This window comes from Pseudonocardia ailaonensis (assembly GCF_039531635.1).
GTDB classification, from domain to species: domain Bacteria; phylum Actinomycetota; class Actinomycetes; order Mycobacteriales; family Pseudonocardiaceae; genus Pseudonocardia; species Pseudonocardia ailaonensis.
Map to the genome: position 1 here is coordinate 1 of NZ_BAAAQK010000016.1, position 19,365 is coordinate 19,365.

Annotated in this window: 20 protein-coding genes and 1 pseudogene; 12 read left to right on the plus strand and 9 right to left on the minus strand. The window is 71.4% G+C overall.

What is annotated here, in order from left to right; genetic code table 11:
• The 3 genes from ABD324_RS21150 to ABD324_RS21160 form a co-directional block, all read left to right on the plus strand.
• Positions 1 to 296 (plus strand): AMP-binding enzyme (locus ABD324_RS21150; RefSeq protein WP_425565877.1); only part of this gene is annotated, 296 nt, incomplete at its 5' end.
• Positions 293 to 1,027, plus strand: coding sequence for an alpha/beta fold hydrolase (locus ABD324_RS21155; protein WP_344419739.1), 735 nt, complete (start codon positions 293 to 295; stop codon positions 1,025 to 1,027). The genes ABD324_RS21150 and ABD324_RS21155, both read left to right, overlap by 4 nt.
• A gap of 31 nt (positions 1,028 to 1,058) precedes the next feature.
• On the plus strand, positions 1,059 to 2,015 hold the full coding sequence (locus ABD324_RS21160; RefSeq protein ID WP_344419742.1) for an isocitrate lyase/PEP mutase family protein: 957 nt from the start codon (positions 1,059 to 1,061) through the stop codon (positions 2,013 to 2,015).
• 5 nt (positions 2,016 to 2,020) lie between these two features.
• On the opposite strand, the gene ABD324_RS21165 is transcribed toward ABD324_RS21160, so the two are convergent.
• On the minus strand, positions 2,021 to 2,974 hold the full coding sequence (locus tag ABD324_RS21165) for a LysR family transcriptional regulator (protein WP_344419745.1): 954 nt from the start codon (positions 2,972 to 2,974) through the stop codon (positions 2,021 to 2,023).
• Between the two features lie 11 nt (positions 2,975 to 2,985).
• Between ABD324_RS21165 and ABD324_RS21170 the strand changes: the two genes are divergently transcribed.
• Genes ABD324_RS21170 through ABD324_RS21210 form a run of 9 tightly spaced genes read left to right on the plus strand, consistent with a single transcriptional unit; the run spans position 2,986 to position 10,705 of the window.
• Positions 2,986 to 3,984, plus strand: a complete 999-nt coding sequence (locus ABD324_RS21170) for an amidohydrolase family protein (protein WP_344419748.1) — start codon at positions 2,986 to 2,988, stop codon at positions 3,982 to 3,984.
• A complete protein-coding gene (locus tag ABD324_RS21175) occupies positions 3,981 to 4,868 on the plus strand; it encodes an HpcH/HpaI aldolase/citrate lyase family protein (RefSeq protein ID WP_344419750.1) in 888 nt (295 codons plus the stop codon). The genes ABD324_RS21170 and ABD324_RS21175 overlap by 4 nt, the downstream gene beginning before the upstream one ends.
• Positions 4,868 to 6,037 (plus strand): CaiB/BaiF CoA transferase family protein, encoded by a 1,170-nt coding sequence (locus ABD324_RS21180; RefSeq protein ID WP_344419753.1) that lies wholly within the window; start codon positions 4,868 to 4,870, stop codon positions 6,035 to 6,037. Before ABD324_RS21175 ends, ABD324_RS21180 begins: the two co-directional genes overlap by 1 nt.
• Positions 6,034 to 6,336, plus strand: a complete 303-nt coding sequence (locus tag ABD324_RS21185; protein ID WP_344419755.1) for a nitroreductase family protein — start codon at positions 6,034 to 6,036, stop codon at positions 6,334 to 6,336. The genes ABD324_RS21180 and ABD324_RS21185 overlap by 4 nt, the downstream gene beginning before the upstream one ends.
• A gap of 28 nt (positions 6,337 to 6,364) precedes the next feature.
• The gene (locus tag ABD324_RS21190) at positions 6,365 to 7,117 is read left to right on the plus strand and encodes an LLM class flavin-dependent oxidoreductase (RefSeq protein ID WP_344419758.1); all 753 of its coding nucleotides are present in this window, start codon (positions 6,365 to 6,367) and stop codon (positions 7,115 to 7,117) included.
• Entirely contained in the window at positions 7,038 to 7,517 is a 480-nt protein-coding gene (locus ABD324_RS21195) for an LLM class oxidoreductase (protein ID WP_344419761.1), read from the plus strand. Before ABD324_RS21190 ends, ABD324_RS21195 begins: the two co-directional genes overlap by 80 nt.
• Positions 7,518 to 7,542: 25 nt before the next feature.
• Positions 7,543 to 8,889, plus strand: a complete 1,347-nt coding sequence (locus ABD324_RS21200; RefSeq protein ID WP_344419764.1) for an MFS transporter — start codon at positions 7,543 to 7,545, stop codon at positions 8,887 to 8,889.
• A complete protein-coding gene (locus tag ABD324_RS21205; protein WP_344419766.1) occupies positions 8,886 to 9,938 on the plus strand; it encodes an amidohydrolase family protein in 1,053 nt (350 codons plus the stop codon). The genes ABD324_RS21200 and ABD324_RS21205 overlap by 4 nt, the downstream gene beginning before the upstream one ends.
• A complete protein-coding gene (locus tag ABD324_RS21210) occupies positions 9,935 to 10,705 on the plus strand; it encodes an HpcH/HpaI aldolase family protein (protein WP_344419769.1) in 771 nt (256 codons plus the stop codon). Before ABD324_RS21205 ends, ABD324_RS21210 begins: the two co-directional genes overlap by 4 nt.
• A gap of 32 nt (positions 10,706 to 10,737) precedes the next feature.
• Here the strand turns inward: ABD324_RS21210 and ABD324_RS21215 are convergent, their stop codons facing one another.
• The 8 genes and pseudogenes from ABD324_RS21215 to ABD324_RS21250 all read right to left on the minus strand — a co-directional run bounded on the left by ABD324_RS21215 (position 10,738) and on the right by ABD324_RS21250 (position 19,365).
• Entirely contained in the window at positions 10,738 to 11,964 is a 1,227-nt protein-coding gene (locus tag ABD324_RS21215; protein WP_344419773.1) for a CaiB/BaiF CoA transferase family protein, read from the minus strand.
• Positions 11,961 to 12,479: a MaoC family dehydratase gene (locus ABD324_RS21220; protein ID WP_344419776.1), complete on the minus strand. Its 519-nt coding sequence runs from the start codon at positions 12,477 to 12,479 to the stop codon at positions 11,961 to 11,963. Before ABD324_RS21220 ends, ABD324_RS21215 begins: the two co-directional genes overlap by 4 nt.
• 73 nt (positions 12,480 to 12,552) lie before the next feature.
• Positions 12,553 to 13,668: an ABC transporter substrate-binding protein gene (locus tag ABD324_RS21225; protein ID WP_344419779.1), complete on the minus strand. Its 1,116-nt coding sequence runs from the start codon at positions 13,666 to 13,668 to the stop codon at positions 12,553 to 12,555.
• Between the two features lie 55 nt (positions 13,669 to 13,723).
• Positions 13,724 to 15,391 carry an ABC transporter permease gene (locus ABD324_RS21230; protein ID WP_344419782.1) on the minus strand — a complete coding sequence of 556 codons (1,668 nt, stop codon included), beginning with the start codon at positions 15,389 to 15,391 and terminating at the stop codon, positions 13,724 to 13,726.
• Positions 15,392 to 15,492: 101 nt separating this feature from the next.
• A complete protein-coding gene (locus ABD324_RS21235) occupies positions 15,493 to 16,623 on the minus strand; it encodes an ABC transporter ATP-binding protein (RefSeq protein WP_344419785.1) in 1,131 nt (376 codons plus the stop codon).
• A 411-nt stretch (positions 16,624 to 17,034) separates the two neighbouring features.
• Positions 17,035 to 17,598, minus strand: a pseudogene (locus tag ABD324_RS21240) (transposase).
• Between the two features lie 113 nt (positions 17,599 to 17,711).
• Positions 17,712 to 17,894 (minus strand): Glu/Leu/Phe/Val dehydrogenase dimerization domain-containing protein, encoded by a 183-nt coding sequence (locus ABD324_RS21245; protein WP_344419787.1) that lies wholly within the window; start codon positions 17,892 to 17,894, stop codon positions 17,712 to 17,714.
• Between the two features lie 124 nt (positions 17,895 to 18,018).
• Positions 18,019 to 19,365, minus strand: coding sequence for a dihydrolipoamide acetyltransferase family protein (locus tag ABD324_RS21250; protein ID WP_344419790.1), 1,347 nt, complete (start codon positions 19,363 to 19,365; stop codon positions 18,019 to 18,021).

The window sequence follows — 19,365 nt, forward strand, 5'->3', positions numbered from 1 at the left end:
AGGAGACCCTCTACGAGCACCCGGCCGTCGCCGAGGCCGCCGTCGTGGGGATCAAGCACGCGGACCTGGGCGAGGAGATCGGCGCCGCCGTGGCCCTCAAGCCCGGCGCGTCCGCGACCGAGGACGAGCTGCGCGAGTTCGTCCGGGAACGGATCGCCGCCTACAAGTACCCCCGCCACGTCTGGCTCGTGGAGTCCCTCCCGAAGGGCCCCACCGGCAAGATCCTCCGCCGCGAGGTCGAACCCCCCGCGCCCGTGGCGGCGCCGACGAGCGTGGACGCGGCGGGCCAGGGGTGACGGCCGCGGCGGAGCGGACGCGCGAGACCTTCGTACTAGTGCACGGTGGTTTCCATGGCGGCTGGTGCTGGCGCCGGGTGGCGGAGCCGCTACGCGTCGCCGGACACACGGTGTTCACCCCGACCCTCACCGGGCTCGGCGAGCGGGCGCACCTGCTCTCCCCGGAGATCGGGCTGGAGACGATGATCTCCGACGTCCTCGGGGTGATCGCGGCCGAGGAGCTCACGGACGTCGTCCTGGTCGGACACAGCTTCGGCGCACTCCCGGTGCTGGCCGCGGCGGACCGCGTCCCCGAGCGGATCAACCGCCTGGTGATCCTGGACGGTCTCGTCGTCGAGCCGGGCGCCTGCGGCTTCGACCTGTTCCCGCCGGAGACCGTCGCGCAGCGCGAGGAGGCCGCCCGCCTTTTCGACGGCGGGACCGCCTTCCCGCCGCCGCCGGCCGCATCGTTCGGTCTCACGGACCCCGTGGATGTACTCTGGCTGGACCGCCGCCTCACCCCGCACCCGTTGCGCGCGTACCGCGATCCGCTGATCCTGCGGAACCCGCTGGGCAACTCCCTGCCCACGACGTACGTGCACTGCACAGCGCCGGTCTACCCGGCCCTGGCCGACGGCCTCCCTGCGGCGGTGCTGACTGCGGGCTGGGAGGTTCGCGAGCTGGCGACCGGCCACAACCTCATGGTCACCGATCCGGACGGCACGATCGCCGAGCTGCTCCGGGCTCCGTGACCGACTCGACGAACCCCGAGGAGCGCTCCACGTGAACACCGAGCTCGCCGCGACGAAGCGGCACAACCTCAAGGCCGCGCTGCAGGGCGCCGTCTCGTCCGGGAAGGCCTTCGCGGTGCCAGGCGTCTTCGACCCGCTGGGTGCGCGCCTGGTGGAGCACCTGGGCTTCGAGGCCGCCTTCCTCGGCGGCTGGGTGATGGGCTCCCACCTCGCCGTCACCGAGCCGCTGATGACCCTCACCGAGACGGCGGACATCACCGCCAAGGTCAGCGCGCGCACGTCGCTGCCGCTGTTCGTCGACGCCGGCGCGGGCTGGGGCGAGGCCGTTCACGTGCGCCGTACGATCCAGGAGCTGGAGCGGGCCGGCGCCTCGGTCATCCAGATCGAGGACCAGTACTTCCCGAAGCGCATGGAGTACCACGCCGGCACCGAGGACATGTGCTCGCGCGAGGAGTTCATCCGCCGGATCCGGGCGTGCGTGGAGGGCCGGCAGAGCCAGGACACCTTGGTGATGGCCCGGACCGACGCCACCAAGGCCCGGGGCGGGAGCGTCGACGAGGCGATCTGGCGGCTGAACGCGGCTCTCGACGCCGGTGTGGACCTGGTCATGCCCTGTATCAACCCCGCTGTGGTCAGCCTGGACGACATGGCTGTCGAGGAGCAGCGCGGCAAGATCCGCAGGGGGCTGCCGGACTCCGCGGTCGTCGTCGCGCTCAGCGGTTACCTGCCCGGGCAGCGACAGCTGTCCCTGCAGGAGTACGCCGAGGAGGGCTGGGGCGTGGTGATGTACCCGCTGATCCCCGCCGTCACCTTCGTCGGGGCCCTGGCCAGTGTGTACCGCCCGCTGAAGGAGACCGGGCAGCTGCCCGCCGAGGGTGCCATCGGCTACCCGGTCGAGGACCACCCTCAGATGCAGGCCCTGGTCGAGGCGATCCTGCCCTACGACGAGCTGCTGGACGTCGAGGGCGACCTCGCCACGAAGTCCTAGGGCCCTCACCCGCGGGCGAACGGCAGGCTCTCCTCGAGGTGCGTCGCCAGCAGGGCCACCCGGTTCCGCCGCGCGGAGTACCGCGAGGGGAAGAGGCTGTAGTAGCGACGGATGTCGACCCCGCCGACCGAGATCAGCCGGTCGGCGGGGATTCCGTGGCGTGAGGCGGCGCGCCCGGTCATCAGCGCCGCCTGCAGGCCGCCGGTGTCGAGGAGGCCGAGCAGCGTCGTCAGGCTGCTCATCCAGCGTACCGACGGGGCCCGCCCGCCCGTGGCGGCGCGCGCGGCGGCGGTCAGCTGGTCCACGACCAGCTGGTAGGGGCGGATCGCGGACAGTTGCAGGTCCGCGAGCGCGGCAGGCTCGATCCGCCCCGCGCCGCGGAGCGGATGGTCCGCCCGGAGCACGACGACGACTTCGTCGCTCCCCAGCGCCACGCCGCCCGGCCGTTCGGTGGCCGGGGCCGTGAGCAGGGCCAGGTCGGCCTCCCCGCCGTCGACGGCGGGGAGCACGTCGTCGTACTCGAGATCGAGGACGACCACCTCCACCCCCGGGTGCCGGGCCTGGAACGACGGCAGCACGGGCTGCAGGAACGACGTCGCCAGGTGCGGGGTCGAGGCCAGGACGACGCGGCCGCTCACCCCGTCCCCGTCCTCGATGAACCCGCCGAGGAACGCGTCCAGCTGGTCGAGCAATGGATCGACCCCCGCCAGCAGCCGTTCTCCCGCTGCCGTCAGCTCCACGCGCCGGGTGGTGCGGGTCAGCAGCTGGGTGTGCAGGGCGGCCTCGATGCGCTGGATACGGCCCGTCGTGGCCGGCTGGGTGAGGTGGAGGCGTTTCGCGGCGGCGGTGAAGCTCCCGAGCTCCGCGACCGCGATGAACGCCTCGATCTCCGCGAGCGTGAGGCGCTCGAGCGCCTGCCGCCGGTGTCCGTCCACGTCGCCGCCCACCACGAGATCCATAAACCTGATGAATGAGTCTATCACGCCATTCGATTGGACCGGCCCGACTGCCCGTGGGTACGGTTCGTCGGCGGATTGCGGGTAGGCAAAGGGAAACGACGACACCTCATCGGGGAGGACTGCTGGTGCGAATAGTCGACGCTCATCACCATTTGTGGGATTTGACGGCACACCATTATCCTTGGTTGACGACGGACATCCAGCCCAAGTCCTACGGCGACTACTCGTCGATCCGGCGGGACTACCTGATCGAGGACTTCCTCGCGGACGTGGACAGCGCCGGGGTCACGAGATCGGTCCACCTGGCCGCGGGCACGGACCCGTTCGCCGAGACCGCCTGGCTCGCGGAGATCGCCGAGGACGTCGACCGTTCCCGCGGTTTCCCGCACGCCCTGGTCGCGGATGTGGACCTCACCGCGGACACCGCGGAGGAGGGCATCGAGCGCCAGGCCGCCCTGAGCGGCCGGATGCGCGGCGTGCGGCAGATCCTCAGCGGCGTGGTCACCGCCGGGCATGCCGATCCCTCGGCGAACCCGGCGTGGCACTCGGGCATCGGCCTGCTCGCGAAGCACGACTTCTCCCTGGACCTGCAGATCCATCCCACGCAGCTCGACCTCGCGGTGGGGCTTGCCCGGGACAACCCGGAGCTCACGGTCGTCCTGGACCACTGCGCACTGGTCGACCAGCGGGACCCCGACGGCCTCGCCCTCTGGCGCCGTGGCATCGCCGAGATCGCCGCCCTGTCGAACGTCCACATGAAGATCTCGGCCTTCATGCTCTACAACCTCGATTTCACCGCCGATTCCATCCGGCCCGTCGTGCACGAGCTCGTCGACAATTTCGGCGTCGACCGTGCCTTCTTCGCCAGCAATTTCCCGGTGGACCGGCTGGCGTGCTCCTACGCGGAGCTGTGGGCCCGCTACCGCGCCTCGATCGCGGATCTCACCGACGACGAGCAGGACCGGCTGCTGTACCGCTCTGCTGCCGCCACGTACCGGATCGACGGATGAGCGCGGGTGGGGTTCCCCTCTTCGTCCCCGCCCACGTGGCGCGGCTGCGGGACAAGGCCGCGGGCCTCGCGGTGCCGCTCATCCTGGACCTCGAGGACGCCGTGCCGCCGGGGGAGAAGGACGCCGCCCGCCGGGGTGCCGCCGATCTCGTCGAGGCGCTGCCCGGCCGCTGCACGGTGCGGATCAACCCGTTGACGGTCGAGCGGGGCTTCGGCACCGCCGTCGGCGCGGACGACCTGCCCGCCGTGCTGCGGCCCGGGCTCGCCGGGATCCTCGCCCCGAAGATCGACGACGAGGCCGCCCTGCACGACGTGGATGCGCACCTGTCCGACGCCGAGCGACGGGCCGGCGTCGCCGAGGGATCGACGCCGCTGCGGGTGATCGTCGAGACGGCGCGCGGCGTGGTCGGCGTGCACGCGCTGGCGCTGGCGGCGGCCGCGCTGCCCCGCCGCGTCGATCTCGCCTTCGGCGCCGGGGACCTCACCACCGATCTCGGCATCGAGTGGGGCCGGGACGAGTCCGCGTTCGACACCCCGCGGGCCCTGGTGCCCCTCGCCTGCCGCGCCGCGAACCTCGGCCGGCCGATGGACACCGTGTTCGCCGACGTCGGGGACATCGAGGGCCTACGCGCCAGCGCGCTGCGCGGCAAGGCGCTCGGCTACGCGGGCAAGCCGGCGATCCATCCCGGCCAGCTCGAGGTGATCCAGGACGTCTACCGGCCGACCCCGTGCGAGCTGGAGTGGGCCCGGGAGGTGGTCGACGCCGCCGCCCGGTATGCCGCGGACGGGGCCGGTGCCTTCCTGTTGGAGGGCCGCATGATCGACGACCCGGTCGTGGCCCGCGCCCGCGACCTGCTCGCCACCACCACGGAAGGACCCCGCTGATGGGCCCCGCACTCGACGGCGTGACCGTCCTGGACCTGACCAGCTACCTGGCCGGCCCGTACGGCTGCGCGCTGCTCGGCGACCAGGGCGCCGACGTGATCAAGGTCGAGGCCCCCGCCGGGGACACGATGCGGGGGTACCCGTCGACACTGAAGGGGGAGAACCGCGCGTTCCTCGGCGCGAACCGCAACAAGCGCTCGATCCGGCTGGACCTGAAGTCCGCTCTGGGGCACGACGCCTTCCTGCGGATGGTTGCGCGGGCGGACGTCGTGGTGCACAACTTCCGGCCGGGCGTCGCCGAGTCCCTCGGGATCGACTACGCGGCGCTGCGCGCGGCCCGCGAGGACGTCGTCTACTGCTCACTGACCGGCTACGGCGAGAGCGGGCCGATGCGCCGGCACCCGGGCTACGACCAGATGCTGCAGTGCTTCACCGGGATGGCTCTCGCCCAGGGCCTCACCACCGCCGCGCCGCAGATCCTGCGGGGCTCCATCGTGGACCTCTTCGCCTCATCGCTGATCGCCCAGGGTGTCCTGGCCGCGGTGCTGCACCGCTTCCGCACGGGAGAAGGCCAGCACGTCGAGGTGTCCCTGCTGCGCTCGGCGATCGCGCTGCAGGCCGGGCGGTTCATCTGGTCGGAGACCGAGCCGCAGGACGTCGAGCGGGAACCGGACTCGAGCAAGTTCAGCGGTGCCGTTCCCACCAAGGAGGGCCACCTGTACTTCCAGGCCGGCACGGCGAAGTTCTGGGCCGCGCTCTGCGAGGCGATCGGCCTGCCCGAACTGGCCACCGATCCCCGCTACGACAGCCTGGTCAAGCGCGCCGCACACGGGGCAACCCTGATGCCGAAGATCAAGCAGGCGCTCCTGGCCCGGACCGCGGTGGAGTGGGAGGAGGTCATGGGCGGGCAGGTCCCGGTGGTCGCGCTGCGGGACATCGGCGAGATGTTCGAGCACCCGCAGGTCCTCGCGGAGGGGCTGGTCACCGAGCACGACCATCCCGAGGTCGGCCGGTACCGCACCATGACCACGGCCGTGAAGATGGGCGCCGGGGACGTCATGACGACCCGGGCCCCGCTGGCCGGTGAGCACACGGACGAGATCCTCGGCCGCTTCGACTTCACCGCCGAGGAGATCGAGGAGCTCCGACGGGCGGATGCGGCGACGTGAGCCCGACCGTCGGCGCGAGTCCTGCTGTCGACGGGGACCCGGCGGTCGACGGTTGCCTCGCGGACGCGATCGTCGGACGGCGGTCCGTGCGGGGGCTCCTGCCGGACCTCGTGCCCGACGACGTTGTCCGCCGGCTGCTCGGCGTCGGCATGTTCGTGCAGAACCTGCTCGTCGCCGCCCAGGCGCACCGGCTCGGGACGTGCCCGCAGGTCGCGGCCGTCTCCTACCCGGACGAGCCGGCCAACACCCTGCGCACGTCCCGGGTGCCGGTCGACGCCTTCGCGACCTTCCACCGGTGAGACCACACACGAGAACAGGTGATCGACGATGACCCGTCCGACCTCCACCGGCCAGACCTCCGGCAACCCGATCTTCGGCCCCAACCGGCTCAAGATGGGCCTCTTCGGCCTCAACGGCAAGGGCACCGCGAACACGCTCGTCCCCGAGGTGCACACCCCGACCTGGGAGAAGAACCTGCGCGCGGCCCAGCTGGCCGACGCCGCCGGGCTGGAGGCGATCGTCCCCTACGCCCGCTGGAAGGGGCACCAGGTCGGCCGCCCGGACCACCCGTCGGGCGTCGTCCTGGAGCCGTTCACCTGGGCGGCGGGCATCGCGCAGGCGACCCGGCACGCCGCGGTCTTCGCCACCTCGCACGCCCCCACGATGCACCCGATCGCCGCGGCCAAGATGGCCGCCACGGTGGACGTCATCTCCGGCGGCCGCTTCGGGCTCAACGTCGTCGCGGGCTGGAACCGGCCCGAGCTGGAGATGTTCGGCGCGCCGCTCAAGGAGCACGACGAGCGCTACGCGCACCTCGCCGAGTGGCTGGAGATCATCACCCGGCTCTGGACCGAGGACGACGAGTTCGACCACGAGGGCCCGTTCTTCACGGTCGTGAAGGCGGCATCTCGGCCGCGGCCCGTCCAGCGGCCCCGCCCCGCGATCATGAGCGCAGGCAGCTCGGGGGCCGGCCGGGACTTCGCGCTGCGCAAACGCGGACATGTGCTTCCTCGCGCTGACCTCGGCAGATCCCGCGGACTGGCGCGCCCAGGTGGACTCCTACAAGACCGCGGCGCGTGAGCAGTACGGCCGCGAGGCCCAGGTGTGGATCATGGCCACGATCGTCCAGCGGAACACGAACGCCGAGGCGGACGCGGCCCTGCGGCGGATCGCGGTGGACCAGGCCGACCACGACTCCGTCGAGGCGTGGATGCAGGAGCGGGCGCTGAACTCCAAGGGCATGTCCGCCCAGACCCGCGACGTCCTGCGCCTGCGGGCCGCGGCGGGGGCCGGCGGCTCCATCCTCTGCGGCGACGCGGAGCGGGTCGCGGACCAGATCCAGGTCGTCTCCGACGCCGGCATCGACGGTGTGCTCGTCGGCTACGTGGACTTCGAGGACGGCCTGGGCCGCCTCGCCAAGGACCTCCTGCCGCTGCTCGAACAGCGCGGCCTGCGCGAACCCTTCGCCCCTCTCGGCTGAGCCCGACCCACGGAACAGGTGAGCAATGACGCTGAACCGCACCTCCGAGACGCCGTCCCCCACGAGTACGGACGAGACGCAGCGCCGCCGCGCGACGTGGTCCGCCCTGCTCGGGACCATGGTGGAGTACTACGACTTCTACCTCTACAGCCTGCTGGCCGCCGTGGCGATCGGCCCGCTGTTCTTCCCGGGCTCCGATCCCACCGCCGCGCTGCTCGCGTCGTTCGCGACGCTCGCCGTCGGGTTCGTCGCCCGGCCCGTCGGCGCCCTGCTGATGACCGCGGTCGGGGACCGGCTGGGACGGCGTCGGGTCCTGCTCGTGACCGTGCTGGCCATGGGGATCGCGTCCCTGCTCATCGGCCTGCTGCCCACGTACTCGACCATCGGCGTCTGGGCCCCGGTGCTCCTCGTCGTCCTGCGCGTCGTGCAGGGCCTGGCCGCGGGTGGTGAGTTCGGCGGCGGGCTGCTGATGTCCGTGGAGTATGCCCGGGAGAACCGTCGCGGCCTGGCGAGCAGCGCGCCCCAGATCGGCCTCTACTCCGGGGTGATCCTGGCCAACGCGAGCCTGCTGCTGGTCTCGCTGCTGCCGCGGGAGCAGTTCCTCGGCTGGGGCTGGCGGCTGCCGTTCTACTTCTCCCTCGTCCTGGTCGCCATCACGCTGTGGGTCCGGGCCCGGGTGGACGAGACGCCGGTGTTCGAGAAGGCCCGCCGGCACCACGAGCTCTCCCGGCGCCCGATCACCGAGCTCTTCCGCACGCAGTGGCGTGGCCTGCTCACGGTCATCGCCGTGGCGTTCATCGTGACCAACGCGTCCGCGCTGAACAACTCGATCGTCCCGGCCTATGCGATACAGACCGGGTTCAGCTCGTCCCAGGCCTTGTCGATGACCCTCATCGGTACCACCACGGGGCTCGTCCTGGTTCCGCTGTTCGCCGCGCTGTCGGACCGCTGGGGACGCAAGCGGCTCGCGCTGGCCGGGGCCGTGCTCGTCCCGCTCATGGGATGGGCGGCGTTCGCGGCCATCGGTCGCGGCACGTTCGGCTGGGCCGTGATCGCCGCGATCCTGCCCGTCGTCGCCCACAGCATGGCGTTCGGACCGGTCGGGGCCTGGATCGCGGAGCTCTTCCCGACCCGGTTCCGCTATGGCGGCGCCTCGCTGGGGTTCCAGATCGCCGCGACGCTCGGCGCCGGGTTCTTTCCGCTGATCGCCACCGCCCTGTTCCGGGCGGCCGGCGGACCGCCGAACTACGGGCTCGTCCTGCTCTACCTCGCCGCCGCCGCGGTCATCAGCATCGTCGGCGTGCTCCTCGCCCGGGAGACCTCCCGGGCGTCCTTCGACGACATCGACGCCACCGGGAAGGACCGAGCATGAGCTTCGCCCTGTTGCGCACCACCGAGGGTCGGCCGCCCGAGTTCGGCCTCATCTACCCGCCGGACCACGGCTGGCTCGCGAAGGCACCGGCCGAGGAGGTGCTGTTCCCCGACCTGCCCGTCGTCGACCCGCACCATCACCTGTGGGAGCACCCCGGGTTCCGGTATCTGCTCGACGAGTTCGCGGAGGACACCGCCGGCGGCCACAACGTGGTCGCGACCGTGTACACCGACTGCCTGACCGCCTACCGCACCGACGGCCCGGAGGCCCTGCGGCCCGTCGGCGAGACGGAGTTCGCCGCGACGGTGGCGGCGCGCGCCGCGAACGGCCCCGTCGCGGTCGGCGCCGGGATCACCGGGTTCGCGGACCTGCGCCTGGGCGCTGCCGTCGAGGAGGTCCTGACGGCCCACATCGCCGCGGGCGAGGGGCGGTTCCGGGGCACCCGGTTCGCCACCAGCTACGACGGCGACCCCGGGATCGAGAACAGCCACACCGGCAGCGTCCCGGGGATGCTGGCCGATCCCGAGGTCCGCAAGGGTGCGGCCGTGCTGCGCGACCTGGGCCTCACCCTGGACACCTGGGTGTTCTTCCACCAGCTCGACGAGGTGGCCGGGATCGCCGACGCGCTGCCGGACCTGCCGATCGTGCTCGACCACTGCGGGGGTCCACTAGGGTACGCCCGGTTCACCGGCCGCCGCGAGGCCGAGTTCGACACGTGGCGCCGCGGTGTGCGGGCGGTCGCGGAGCGGCCGAACGTGAACTGCAAGATCGGTGGTCTGGTCGCCCGGCTCGCCGCGTTCGACTACCGCACCGCGGAGCGGCCCGCCTCCTCGACCGAGCTCGCCGCGCTGTGGCGTCCGTACATCGAGACCTGCATCGAGACGTTCGGGCCGGACCGATGCATGTTCGAGAGCAACTATCCCGTCGACAAGGTCGCGGTCCCCTACCGCACGCTCTGGAACACGTACAAGCGCGTCACCGAGGGCATGACCGACGGCGAGCGGGCCGACCTGTTCGCGGGCACCGCGCGTCGGGTCTACGCGCTGTGAACCCCACCTTCAAGGAGGCCATCGCCCAGGGACGCACGCAGATCGGGCTGTGGCTGGGCCTGCCGTGCACCGAGTCCGCCGAGATCGCCGCGGCGGCGGGGTTCGACTGGCTCGTCATCGACGGCGAGCACGGGCCGTTCGACCTCTCCGTGATCAAGTCGCAGCTGCTGGCGGTCGCGGCCCACCCGGGCGTCGAGCCCGTCGTCCGGGTCCCGTCCGGGCTCGGCGGCTACGGGGAGGCGCAGCTGAAGCGCTGCCTCGACCTCGGTGCCCGGACCGTCCTCGTGCCCATGATCGAGACGGCCGAGCAGGCCGCGGAGGTCGTCCGGCACTGCCGCTACCCCGAGCCCGGCGTCGACGGCCGCCGGGGCGTCGCGGCGACCCGGGCCGCCGGCTTCGGCCGGGACCGGGGGTACTTCGGGCGGGCGAACGCCGAGGTCTGCGTGTTGCTGCAGGTCGAGACCGCCGACGGCCTCGCCGCGCTGGACGAGATCGTCGCGGTCGAGGGCGTCGACGGGATCTTCCTCGGCCCGTCCGACCTGTCCGCGTCGCTCGGTCTGCTCGGCCGACCCGACGCGCCCGAGGTCCGGAGCACGATCGAGGACGCCATCGGGCGCGTGCGGGCCGCCGGCAGACCCGCGGGCGTGATCGCCGTCCGGCGTGAGTCCGCCCGGAGCTATCTCGAGGCCGGCGCGACCTTCGTCGCGGTCGGGACGGAGTGGGGGCTGCTGGTCGAGGGGACCGACCGGCTCCGGGCCGAGTTCTGAGGGCCCACCCTCGGGTGCCGGCCGCCTCGCCGTCATTGCGGGGCTGGGGATCCCGGTGCGGCGCCGAAGGCCTGCCGTTCGGTGAGCCGGGCGATCCTCTCGGTGTCGTAGCCGAGGACCTCACGCAGGATCCGGTCGGTGTGCTCGCCGAGCTGCGGCGCCCGTGTGTGCCGGGTGCGGACCGGGCCCACCCGCACGGCGGAGTTGACGTGCCGGAGCTCCCCGAAGCGCGGATGCTCCGTGGAGACGACGAGGCCGCGGGCGGCGGTCTGTTCGTCCGCGAGCGCGGCGGTCACGTCGTTGGTCGGTGCGCAGGGGACCCCGGCCTCGGTCAGCTGCTCGATCCAGTCCTCGCAGTCGCGGGTCAGGAAGACCGCGTCGAGGATCCCCTCCAGCTCCAGCCGGTGCCGCAGCCGGTCCGCGAACGTGGCGAACCGGCCGTCCGACCCGAGGTCCTCGCGCCCGATCACGGGGAGCAGGCGCGTCCAGAACTTCTCCTTCGCACAGGCGATGACGAGCCATCCGTCCCGGGTCCGGAAGGTCTGGAAGGGGACCAGCGAGGGGTGGGCGGAGCGTCGCGAGCGCTGCGGCCGGTCGCCGCGGCTGAGGTGCCAGGTGGCCAGGTAGGTCAGCAGGCTGACGGAGGTGTCGAAGAGGCTGACGTCGCAGTCCGTGCCGACCCCGTCCCGGCGTGCGGCGTGCACCCCGGCGAGCAGCGAGAGGGCCGCGACGAAACCACCGCAGTAGTCCACCATGGACAACCCACTCTTCTCGGGCGGCGAGCCGGGGTCACCGGTCAGCGACATCCACCCCGAGAGGCCCTGGAGGATCGGGTCGTACGCGGGCTGACGGACCCGCGGGCCCGTCATCCCGAACCCGGAGAGGGAACAGCACACGATCGTGGGGTTGACGTCGGCGAGATCGGCGTAGCGGATCCCGAGCCGCTCCGGGACGTCGCCCCGCAGGTTCGAGTACACGGCGTCCGCCCCCCTGACGAGGTCGAGGAACACCTCCCGTCCGGCCGGGTTGCGCAGGTCCAGTGCGAAGCTCTGCTTGTTGCGGTTGACCGCCTCGAAGTACAGCGAGTCGCCTGCCTCGGCGTGTGGGGGTACCTGCCTCCCGACGTCGCCACCGGTCGTCGGGTCCTCGATCTTGACGACGGTGGCGCCGAGGTCCGCGAGCTGCATGGACCCGAAGGGCCCGGCCCCGAACTGCTCGACGGCGATGACGCGGATGTCGGACAGCGGCAGCCCGGTCACTCCACGCCCCCGTCGTCGAGGAGGGGGGTCCGCGGGGTGGGGAAGGCGGAGCGGCCCCGGGAGGATCCCCGCTTGTGCACCATGAAGGTGCGGACGTAGGACAGCACCTCCGCGCCTTCCTGGTTGAGCCCCCTGCTCTTCACCGTCACGATCCCCGCCTCCGGCCGGCTCCCGGACTCCCGGACGGCCAGCACGGCGGACTCGGCCCACAGGGTGTCCCCGGCGAAGACCGGGCGGGTCAGCCGGATGTTCTCCCACCCGAGGTTCGCCACGGCGTTCTCGGAGGTGTCCGCCACGGTGAGACCACCGACGACGGCCAGGGTCAGCGTGGAGTTGACCAGGGGGCGCCCGAACTCCGACACGCGGGCGACCTCGGCGTTGACGTGCACCTGCGCGGTGTTCATGGTCAGCAGCGTGAACCACACGTTGTCCGTCTCGGTGACGGTCCGCCCCATCGCGTGGCGGTACACGTCCCCGACCGCGAAGTCCTCGAAGTACCGTCCTCGACCCGGCACGATGTCCTCCCTCGGTATCCGTCCTCCCGTTCCTGGGGCGGCCCCGCCGCGTGGCGCGGCGGGGCCGCACGGGTCAGCCGGTGTAGCGGAAGATGCCGTTCCAGGTCGCGAGGACCGCGGCCTGGCGCTGCTGGCGGTCCGCTGTGGTGAACAGCGTGAAGTTGGGGTCACCGGGCTTCGGCAGCACGGCGTCGCCCATCCGGGCCGGCTCGACGTCGGAGCGGGCCGGGGCCAGGCCCAGCGGCCCCAGCTTGCTCTGCCCGGCCCGCGACATCTGCCAGTTGACGAACACCTGCGCGGCGGGGTTCTCCGCGCCCTTGATCGTGATCCCGAACGGGGTGTAGCCGGCCGAGACGCCGTCCGGCGGGATGACCGCGACGACGGGCGCGCCCTGTTCGGCGAGGCTCAGGGCGCTGTTGGCCCCCATCAGCCCGACCGTGAGCTCGCCCTGTCCGAGCGCCGTCCCCATGACCGAGACGCTGTCGAAGATCCGCGGGCCGAGCGCCTGCATGTCCTTCAGATAGCGATCGCCGTAGTCCTGGATCAGCATGTCCGTCAGCGCCGTGTTGTAGCCGCTGCCGTTCGGGTTGACCAGGCCGATCTTTCCCTTGTAGGAGGGATCGAGCAGGTTCTCCCAGGTCTTCGGCGCACTCGCCGACGGGATCGCCTGGGAGTTGTAGGCGAAGGTGTAGATCGCGTAGAAGGCGGAGACGAAGTTGCCGCCCCCGATGTCCAGGGCGCCGTCCTTGCGGAGCTGGTCGTCGAACGGGGTCCGGGTCTGCCCGAACACCCCGTTCTTCGCCATCTCCTCCGCGGCCGTCGTGTCGGTCACGCGGATGACGTCGAAGGAGAGCTTGCCGGCGCCCTTCTCGCTGACGGCGCGCTCGAACAGTTTCGGCGTGGGGAGCCGGACGAAGTCCAGCGCGATGCCGGTGTCGGCCTTGAACTGCTCGGTGATCACCTTCTCCTCGCGTTCGGTCAGTGCCGTCGCGAGGCTCACATTCCCGCCCTTGGCCTTCTCCCACAGGGCCTGGTCGGCGATCGTCTCGCCGTCGATCACCAGCCCGTTCGACGTGTCGATCGAGCGGGCCGCAGGGCCGTCCCCACCGGAGGTGCCCCCGCAGGCGGTCACGCCCAGCACTGCGACGGCGATGGCCGCCGTCAGCAGGCTCCGCGTCGTCCTTCTCATGGTCGTCGTCCTTTGTCGTCGTTGATTCAGGGTGAGCCGGGCGGAAATGCCGGGACTAGGCGTTCGCCTTCTGTCCGAACCGTCGTGGCAGGTAGGCCAGGACGAACATGAGGAGGCAGTAGACGAGGCTGATCGCGGCCGCGGACTGGGAACCGCCGCCGTTCTCGAAGCGGTCGAAGATGGCCACGGACAGCAAGGTGGTGTCGCGGGTGTAGAGCAACAACGGGACGGTCAGCTCGCGCATGCTCAGCATCAGCAGCAACAGGAAGGTCGAGGAGAGCGCGACCTTCATCAGCGGCACCGTGATGCCGAGCACCGCGCGGACCCGGGACCGCCCGTGCACCACCGCGCTGTCCTCGAGATCGCGGTCCGTCGACCGGATCGAGGCCGCCACGCTGCGCAGGCCCTGCGGCATCTGCACCCCGAGGAAGGCGACGACGAGCAGCCCGAGGGTCCCGTAGAGCGGCAGCGGGATCAGGAGCCAGGTCCACAGGATCCCCATGCCCAGCACGAGCGCCGGGATCGCCAGCGGCAGCATCGAGATGGCCTCGAGCTGGGCCCGGGCGCGCGCCGAGGTCCGGTAGACGACGTAGGCGACCGCGAAGGACAGGACGGTCCCGCCCAGCGCGGCGGCGACCGCGACGATCACGCTGTTGACCGTCGAGCTCCAGAACTGGGCGTCGGCGAACACCGTGCCGAAGGCGCTGCCGTCGAGCGCCCCCGGCCGCAGGAGGCTCGAGAACGAGGGCATGAACGGCGACGTGCGCAGGGACGTGACCAGCAGCGCCCCGAGGGGGAGCACGATGGAGGCGACGAAGTACAGGAGGACCGGTACCAGCGCGAGCCACCGGAACCTGCCGAGCGCGATGCGCCGCGCCCGCATTCCCTTGCCGGTCACGGTCGTGAACGAGCGCTTCGCGAGCACCCGCCGCTGCGCCAGGGTGAGCAGCACGACGAAGGCCACCAGCACCACCGCGAGCGCAGCGGCCTCCGTGCCCCGGGACGGGAAGAACCCCATCATCCGGTAGATGTAGGTCGGCAGCGTCTCGATGTTGCCGGGCGTCGCCAGGACCTGGGCGACCGGAAAGTTCTCCAGCACGAGCACGAAGATCAGCAGGGCCGAGCCGAGTACGGCCGGGAGGGCCAGCGGAAAGGTCACCGAGCGCAGCATCCGCCAGCGGGAGCCGCCGTGGATCGCCGCGGCGTCCTCGAGGTCCGGGTTCATCATCGTCATCGACGCGTGGATCAGCAGGAACGCGTACGGCGCGTAGAACAGGGCACAGACCAGGACCAGGCCGACCCGGCTGTAGACGTTGATCTCGAGCCCGAGCCCGAGGTCCCGGAAGGCGACGTTGAGCAGGCCGGACGCCGGGCTGCCGAGCATCGCCCACGCGAGGGCACCCACGTAGGAGGGCAGGAACATCGGGATGAGCCCGCAGGCGTAGATCGCCCGGCCGAACGGGGCGTCCGTACGCGCGGTCACGAAGGCGACGTAACCGCCGATCGCGACCGCCAGGACCGTCGCCGCGGTCGCGATCCCCAACGAGTTGATCGTCGCGGAGCCGACCGCCCCGCTCACCACCGACGCGAGGTTGGCCAGGGTCAGGTCGAACGTGAAGCCACCCGGTCGCGGGACGTCGACGCTGACGGCGGCCAGTGCGACCAGCCCGACCGGGACCAGGATCAGGACGGCGAGAACGACGAGGAGAGGTATCGAGGGCAACCAGCTCCCGCGGCGCTGCCGGGCGGATGTCCGCCGTCGCGGCGGGGCCGCCCCGACCGCCGGGGTACCGACCTCAGGCAGCGGAGGCGAGACCTGGGTGCTCACGACGTCACCAGCACGGCGTCGGGAGCGGTCGCGGGGGTGGTCGACGAGGTCTCCTCGGGCAGGGTGCGCACCCGGTCCGGCGACACCCGGACCACGACCTGCGCCCCGAGGGGCTGGACGGGACCACGCCGGACCTCGCAGACGGCGTCGACGACCGGCCCGTCGTGCAGGTCCACCGAGTAGCGCACCGAGTTCCCCTGGAAGACGGCCACACGCACGGTCCCCGTCCAGGTGTTGGGGCCTTCGGTCGTGTCCCCGGCCGGCCGGACCTCGACGGCCTCCGGCCGGAAGCAGACGGTCGTGTCGTCCGGCGCGACCTCCTCGGCCACCGTGACCACACACTGCGATCCCTCGACCACGACGCTGCCGCGGCCGGCCGGACCTCCGATCGGGAACGCGTTGGTGACGCCGAGGAACTTCGCGATCGAGGCGCTGGCCGGCCGGTCGTACAGCTCGGCCGGCGGCGCGAGCTGGGTGATCCGCCCGCCCTGCATGACCGCGATCCGGTCCGCGAGCGCCAACGCCTCGTTCTGGTCGTGGGTCACGTAGACACTGGTCAGACCGGTTTCCTGCTGGATCCGGCGCAGCTCGACCCGCAGGTCGTCCCGCAGTCGTGCGTCGAGGTTCGACAGGGGCTCGTCCAGCAGCAGGACGCTGGGTTGCATCGCGATGCTGCGCGCCAGGGCGACCCGCTGCATCTGCCCGCCGCTGAGGTTGCTGGCGCCGCGATCGGCGAGGTGCGCGAGGCCGACCATCTCCAGCACCTCGAGCGCCCGGGCACGCGCCGTCGCCTTCCTGGTCCTCTTGACGACGAGCGGATAGGTCACGTTCTGCAGCACCGTCATGTGGGGCCACACGGCGTAGGACTGGAACACCATCCCGATGCGCCGCTTGTGGGCGGCGACGTTGGCCCCGGACGCCGAGTCGTAGACCACGTGCTCACCCAGGCTGATCCGCCCCTCGGACGGCACCTCCAGCCCCGCGATGCACCGCATCGTGCTCGTCTTCCCGCACCCGGACTGACCGAGCAGGACCACCGACTGGCCGTCCTCGACGGTCAGGGACAGGTTCTGGACGGCCACCACGTCGCCGTACCGGAGGCCGAGGCCGTCGAGCGAAACCTTCATCGGTCTTTCCTTCCTTCCGGAGCCGCAACCTGTCGCCCGCCACTGCGAACGGGGCGTCGCCACGATCGGGCCGTCCGCCGGCGATCTCGGGGCTGAGAGTCGGGCGAGGTCGAGCGACCCAGGCGCCCGGTCGCTGCCGGGGCAGCAGCCGATGTCGTGCGATCCATGGCTCTCCTTCGAGCGGATCGGCATGCCGCGTCAGCGGATCACGCGAAATGTCTGACTGGTCGGTCACTGTGGCCGAATGAGAAAAACCTCCGCAATTTAAGTCTCACATGTTGCAACAACACAGCTCAGAAGGGCAAGCTCGAGCGCTGTTCGACCTGCGCCGCTTGATCACGCTCTTGCCACCGCCGAGCCGCAGGTCGGCGAGAACGGCCTTGTAAGAGGTAGCGCGGATTGATGTGTTGATCATGGGTGGCGGGTGGGTCTGGTGTCCCGGCGGTGGGTGATCCAGGCTTGGCGGATCAGGCTACGCACGGTGATGATCGCGTCGGCGAGGCCGAAGAACGCCTGATCACCATTTCGCGTCGTTCGTAGCAGCGCTGCAGCCGGTCGACGAGCAGGACCGTTTCAGGCCTTGTTTGCGTCGGTCGACCGGGGACGGGCCGGCGCACTCGCCACCACCGGGAGCCTTGGTGATGCACCCATCGACGGCGACGTCAGCCAGCAGTAGGCCGACGATGCGGTCGTATGCGTCGCGGGCGATCCGGGCCAGCTCGGCGAACACCCGAGCGCGATCCACTCATCTCGGCGAGCCCGGATCGTGCTCGCCGAGCAGGTCGTGTCGGCGATCGCTGCGCAGGAACAGCCGAGCCGCAGCACATGGACCAGCTTGTCGAACACGATGCGATCCGGGATCCGGCGGCGGTGACAGCCCCACGGATGATTGGCCACGAACATCTCCCGCGGCGGCAGCAGCGCGGCGAACTGGTCCCACAACGGCTCGGTAAGCCAAGATGGCAGAACGGGCACACAGCCTCCACACGATCACGAAGCGTAGACAACTCCATGATCGGCAGGCTGTGTGCCCGCACCCTGCTCACGACACCCGGCGCGACCGAGCTGTGACCATTCCGCGCGAGCTCTTAAGTCATCGCCTCGGCGAGGTCCAGTGCGTCCGCGAGCGCGGCATCGTGGTCGGGATAGGCCCGCATGCGGATTCCGCCCAGGGCCGGGCCGAGGGTGGTGTCGTGGACGGCGATCACCGATCGGAGACCGGATCCAGGGTCTCGGCACAGGACGATCTGTTCGAAGTCGCGGTCGTCCATGACGGTTGCGGGGCTGTTCTAGGCCATGGGGATCCTTTCGGGAACGGGAGACGTGTTCATCGACCGTCCGGTGCTGGAGGGCGGCCGGTAGCCGGCCGACGAGACCCGCAGCCGAGCGGCACGGCTAGCTCAGCAGGAGTTCCCACTTCGGGTTCTCCAGGATTCGGCCGACGCGCGCGAGGACCTTGCTCGCCAGCTCGCCGTCGACGAGGCGATGGTCGAAGGACAGCGCCAGCTGCGTGGTCGACCGGAGCGCGACCTTTCCCTTGTGCTCCCACGGCGAGCGGCGGACCGCGCCGACGCAGAGGATGGCGGCCTCGCCGGGGTTGAGGATCGGAGTCCCGGCGTCGACGCCGAAGACACCGATGTTGGTGATCGTGATCGTGCCGCGGGACATGTCCGCCGGAGTCGCCTTCCCATCGCGAGCGGTGCGCACCAGCTCGGTCAGCGCACCGGCGAGACCTGGCAGCGACAGGGCGCCCGCGTCCTTGACGTTCGGCACCATGAGGCCCCGGGGCGTGGCCGCGGCGATGCCGAGGTTGACCCTGTGGTGCAGCACGATCTCGTTAGTCTGCTCGTCCCAGGATGCGTTGATGTCCGGGAACTCGCGGACGGTCTGGAGCAGCGCCCGCGCGACGAGGAGCAGCATCGTCACGCGGGTGCCCTCGAACGCCCGCTCAGCCTTGAGCCTCTCGACCAGTTTCACCGACCGGGTCACGTCGACGGTCACGAACTCCGTGACGTGTGGGGCAGTGAACGCGCTGGACACCATCGCCGCGGCCGTGGCCTTACGGACCCCCTTGACCGGGATCCGGGTCTCCGCCGGTGACACTGGGTCGGACGCGGGGACCACCGCCTCCCCTGCGATGGGTCCCGCCGCGACAGACTCAGGGGTGACGAGCTGGGGGACGACGTGCTGCGGGCCGCCCACCGCGACCCGCAGCACGTCGTCTCGCGTGATCGCGTGCTGCGGGCCCGATCCCGACAGCTCCCGCAGATCGATCCCGAGGTCCTTGGCCAGCTTGCGCACCGGCGGCTTCGCCCGCGTCTGGGCCGCGGCCACCGCACCGCTGGTGCCGGTCTCGGCGTCCTCGGGCCTGCGCTTGCGCCTGCGCGTGCTGCTGGACTGGCTCGGCCCGTAGCCGACCAGGACGGACGGCGCCGGCTCGGTGCGCTCATCGGCCTCCGCCGGCTCGGCGGCCGGGGCCGGGGGTGCGGCAACGAGCCCGGCGCTGGACCCGATGGCGATGATCGGTGTCCCGACGGCAACGGTCCGCCCCTCCTCGACCAGCAGCCGGGTCACCGTCCCCTCGAACGGCGAGGGCAGCTCGACCACCGACTTCGCCGTCTCGATCTCGACCAGCACCTGGTTGTGGGCGACGACGTCGCCGACGGCGACGTGCCAGGTGACGATCTCTGCCTCTTCCAGCCCCTCTCCGACGTCGGGCAGGCGGAACTCGTGTTCGGTCAT

What these genes read in the sequence shown, in the direction of transcription:
- ABD324_RS21250 (WP_344419790.1), bottom strand. Translation starts at nt 19,365, where the DNA reads ATGACCGAACACGAGTTCCGCCTGCCCGACGTCGGAGAGGGGCTGGAA.
- ABD324_RS21200 (WP_344419764.1), top strand. Translation starts at nt 7,543, where the DNA reads ATGACGCTGAACCGCACCTCCGAGACGCCGTCCCCCACGAGTACGGAC.
- ABD324_RS21180 (WP_344419753.1), top strand. Translation starts at nt 4,868, where the DNA reads ATGGGCCCCGCACTCGACGGCGTGACCGTCCTGGACCTGACCAGCTAC.
- ABD324_RS21235 (WP_344419785.1), bottom strand. Translation starts at nt 16,623, where the DNA reads ATGAAGGTTTCGCTCGACGGCCTCGGCCTCCGGTACGGCGACGTGGTG.
- ABD324_RS21195 (WP_344419761.1), top strand. Translation starts at nt 7,038, where the DNA reads ATGTGCTTCCTCGCGCTGACCTCGGCAGATCCCGCGGACTGGCGCGCC.
- ABD324_RS21190 (WP_344419758.1), top strand. Translation starts at nt 6,365, where the DNA reads ATGACCCGTCCGACCTCCACCGGCCAGACCTCCGGCAACCCGATCTTC.
- ABD324_RS21175 (WP_344419750.1), top strand. Translation starts at nt 3,981, where the DNA reads ATGAGCGCGGGTGGGGTTCCCCTCTTCGTCCCCGCCCACGTGGCGCGG.
- ABD324_RS21205 (WP_344419766.1), top strand. Translation starts at nt 8,886, where the DNA reads ATGAGCTTCGCCCTGTTGCGCACCACCGAGGGTCGGCCGCCCGAGTTC.
- ABD324_RS21165 (WP_344419745.1), bottom strand. Translation starts at nt 2,974, where the DNA reads ATGGATCTCGTGGTGGGCGGCGACGTGGACGGACACCGGCGGCAGGCG.
- ABD324_RS21245 (WP_344419787.1), bottom strand. Translation starts at nt 17,894, where the DNA reads ATGGACGACCGCGACTTCGAACAGATCGTCCTGTGCCGAGACCCTGGA.
- ABD324_RS21225 (WP_344419779.1), bottom strand. Translation starts at nt 13,668, where the DNA reads ATGAGAAGGACGACGCGGAGCCTGCTGACGGCGGCCATCGCCGTCGCA.
- ABD324_RS21170 (WP_344419748.1), top strand. Translation starts at nt 2,986, where the DNA reads ATGAGTCTATCACGCCATTCGATTGGACCGGCCCGACTGCCCGTGGGT.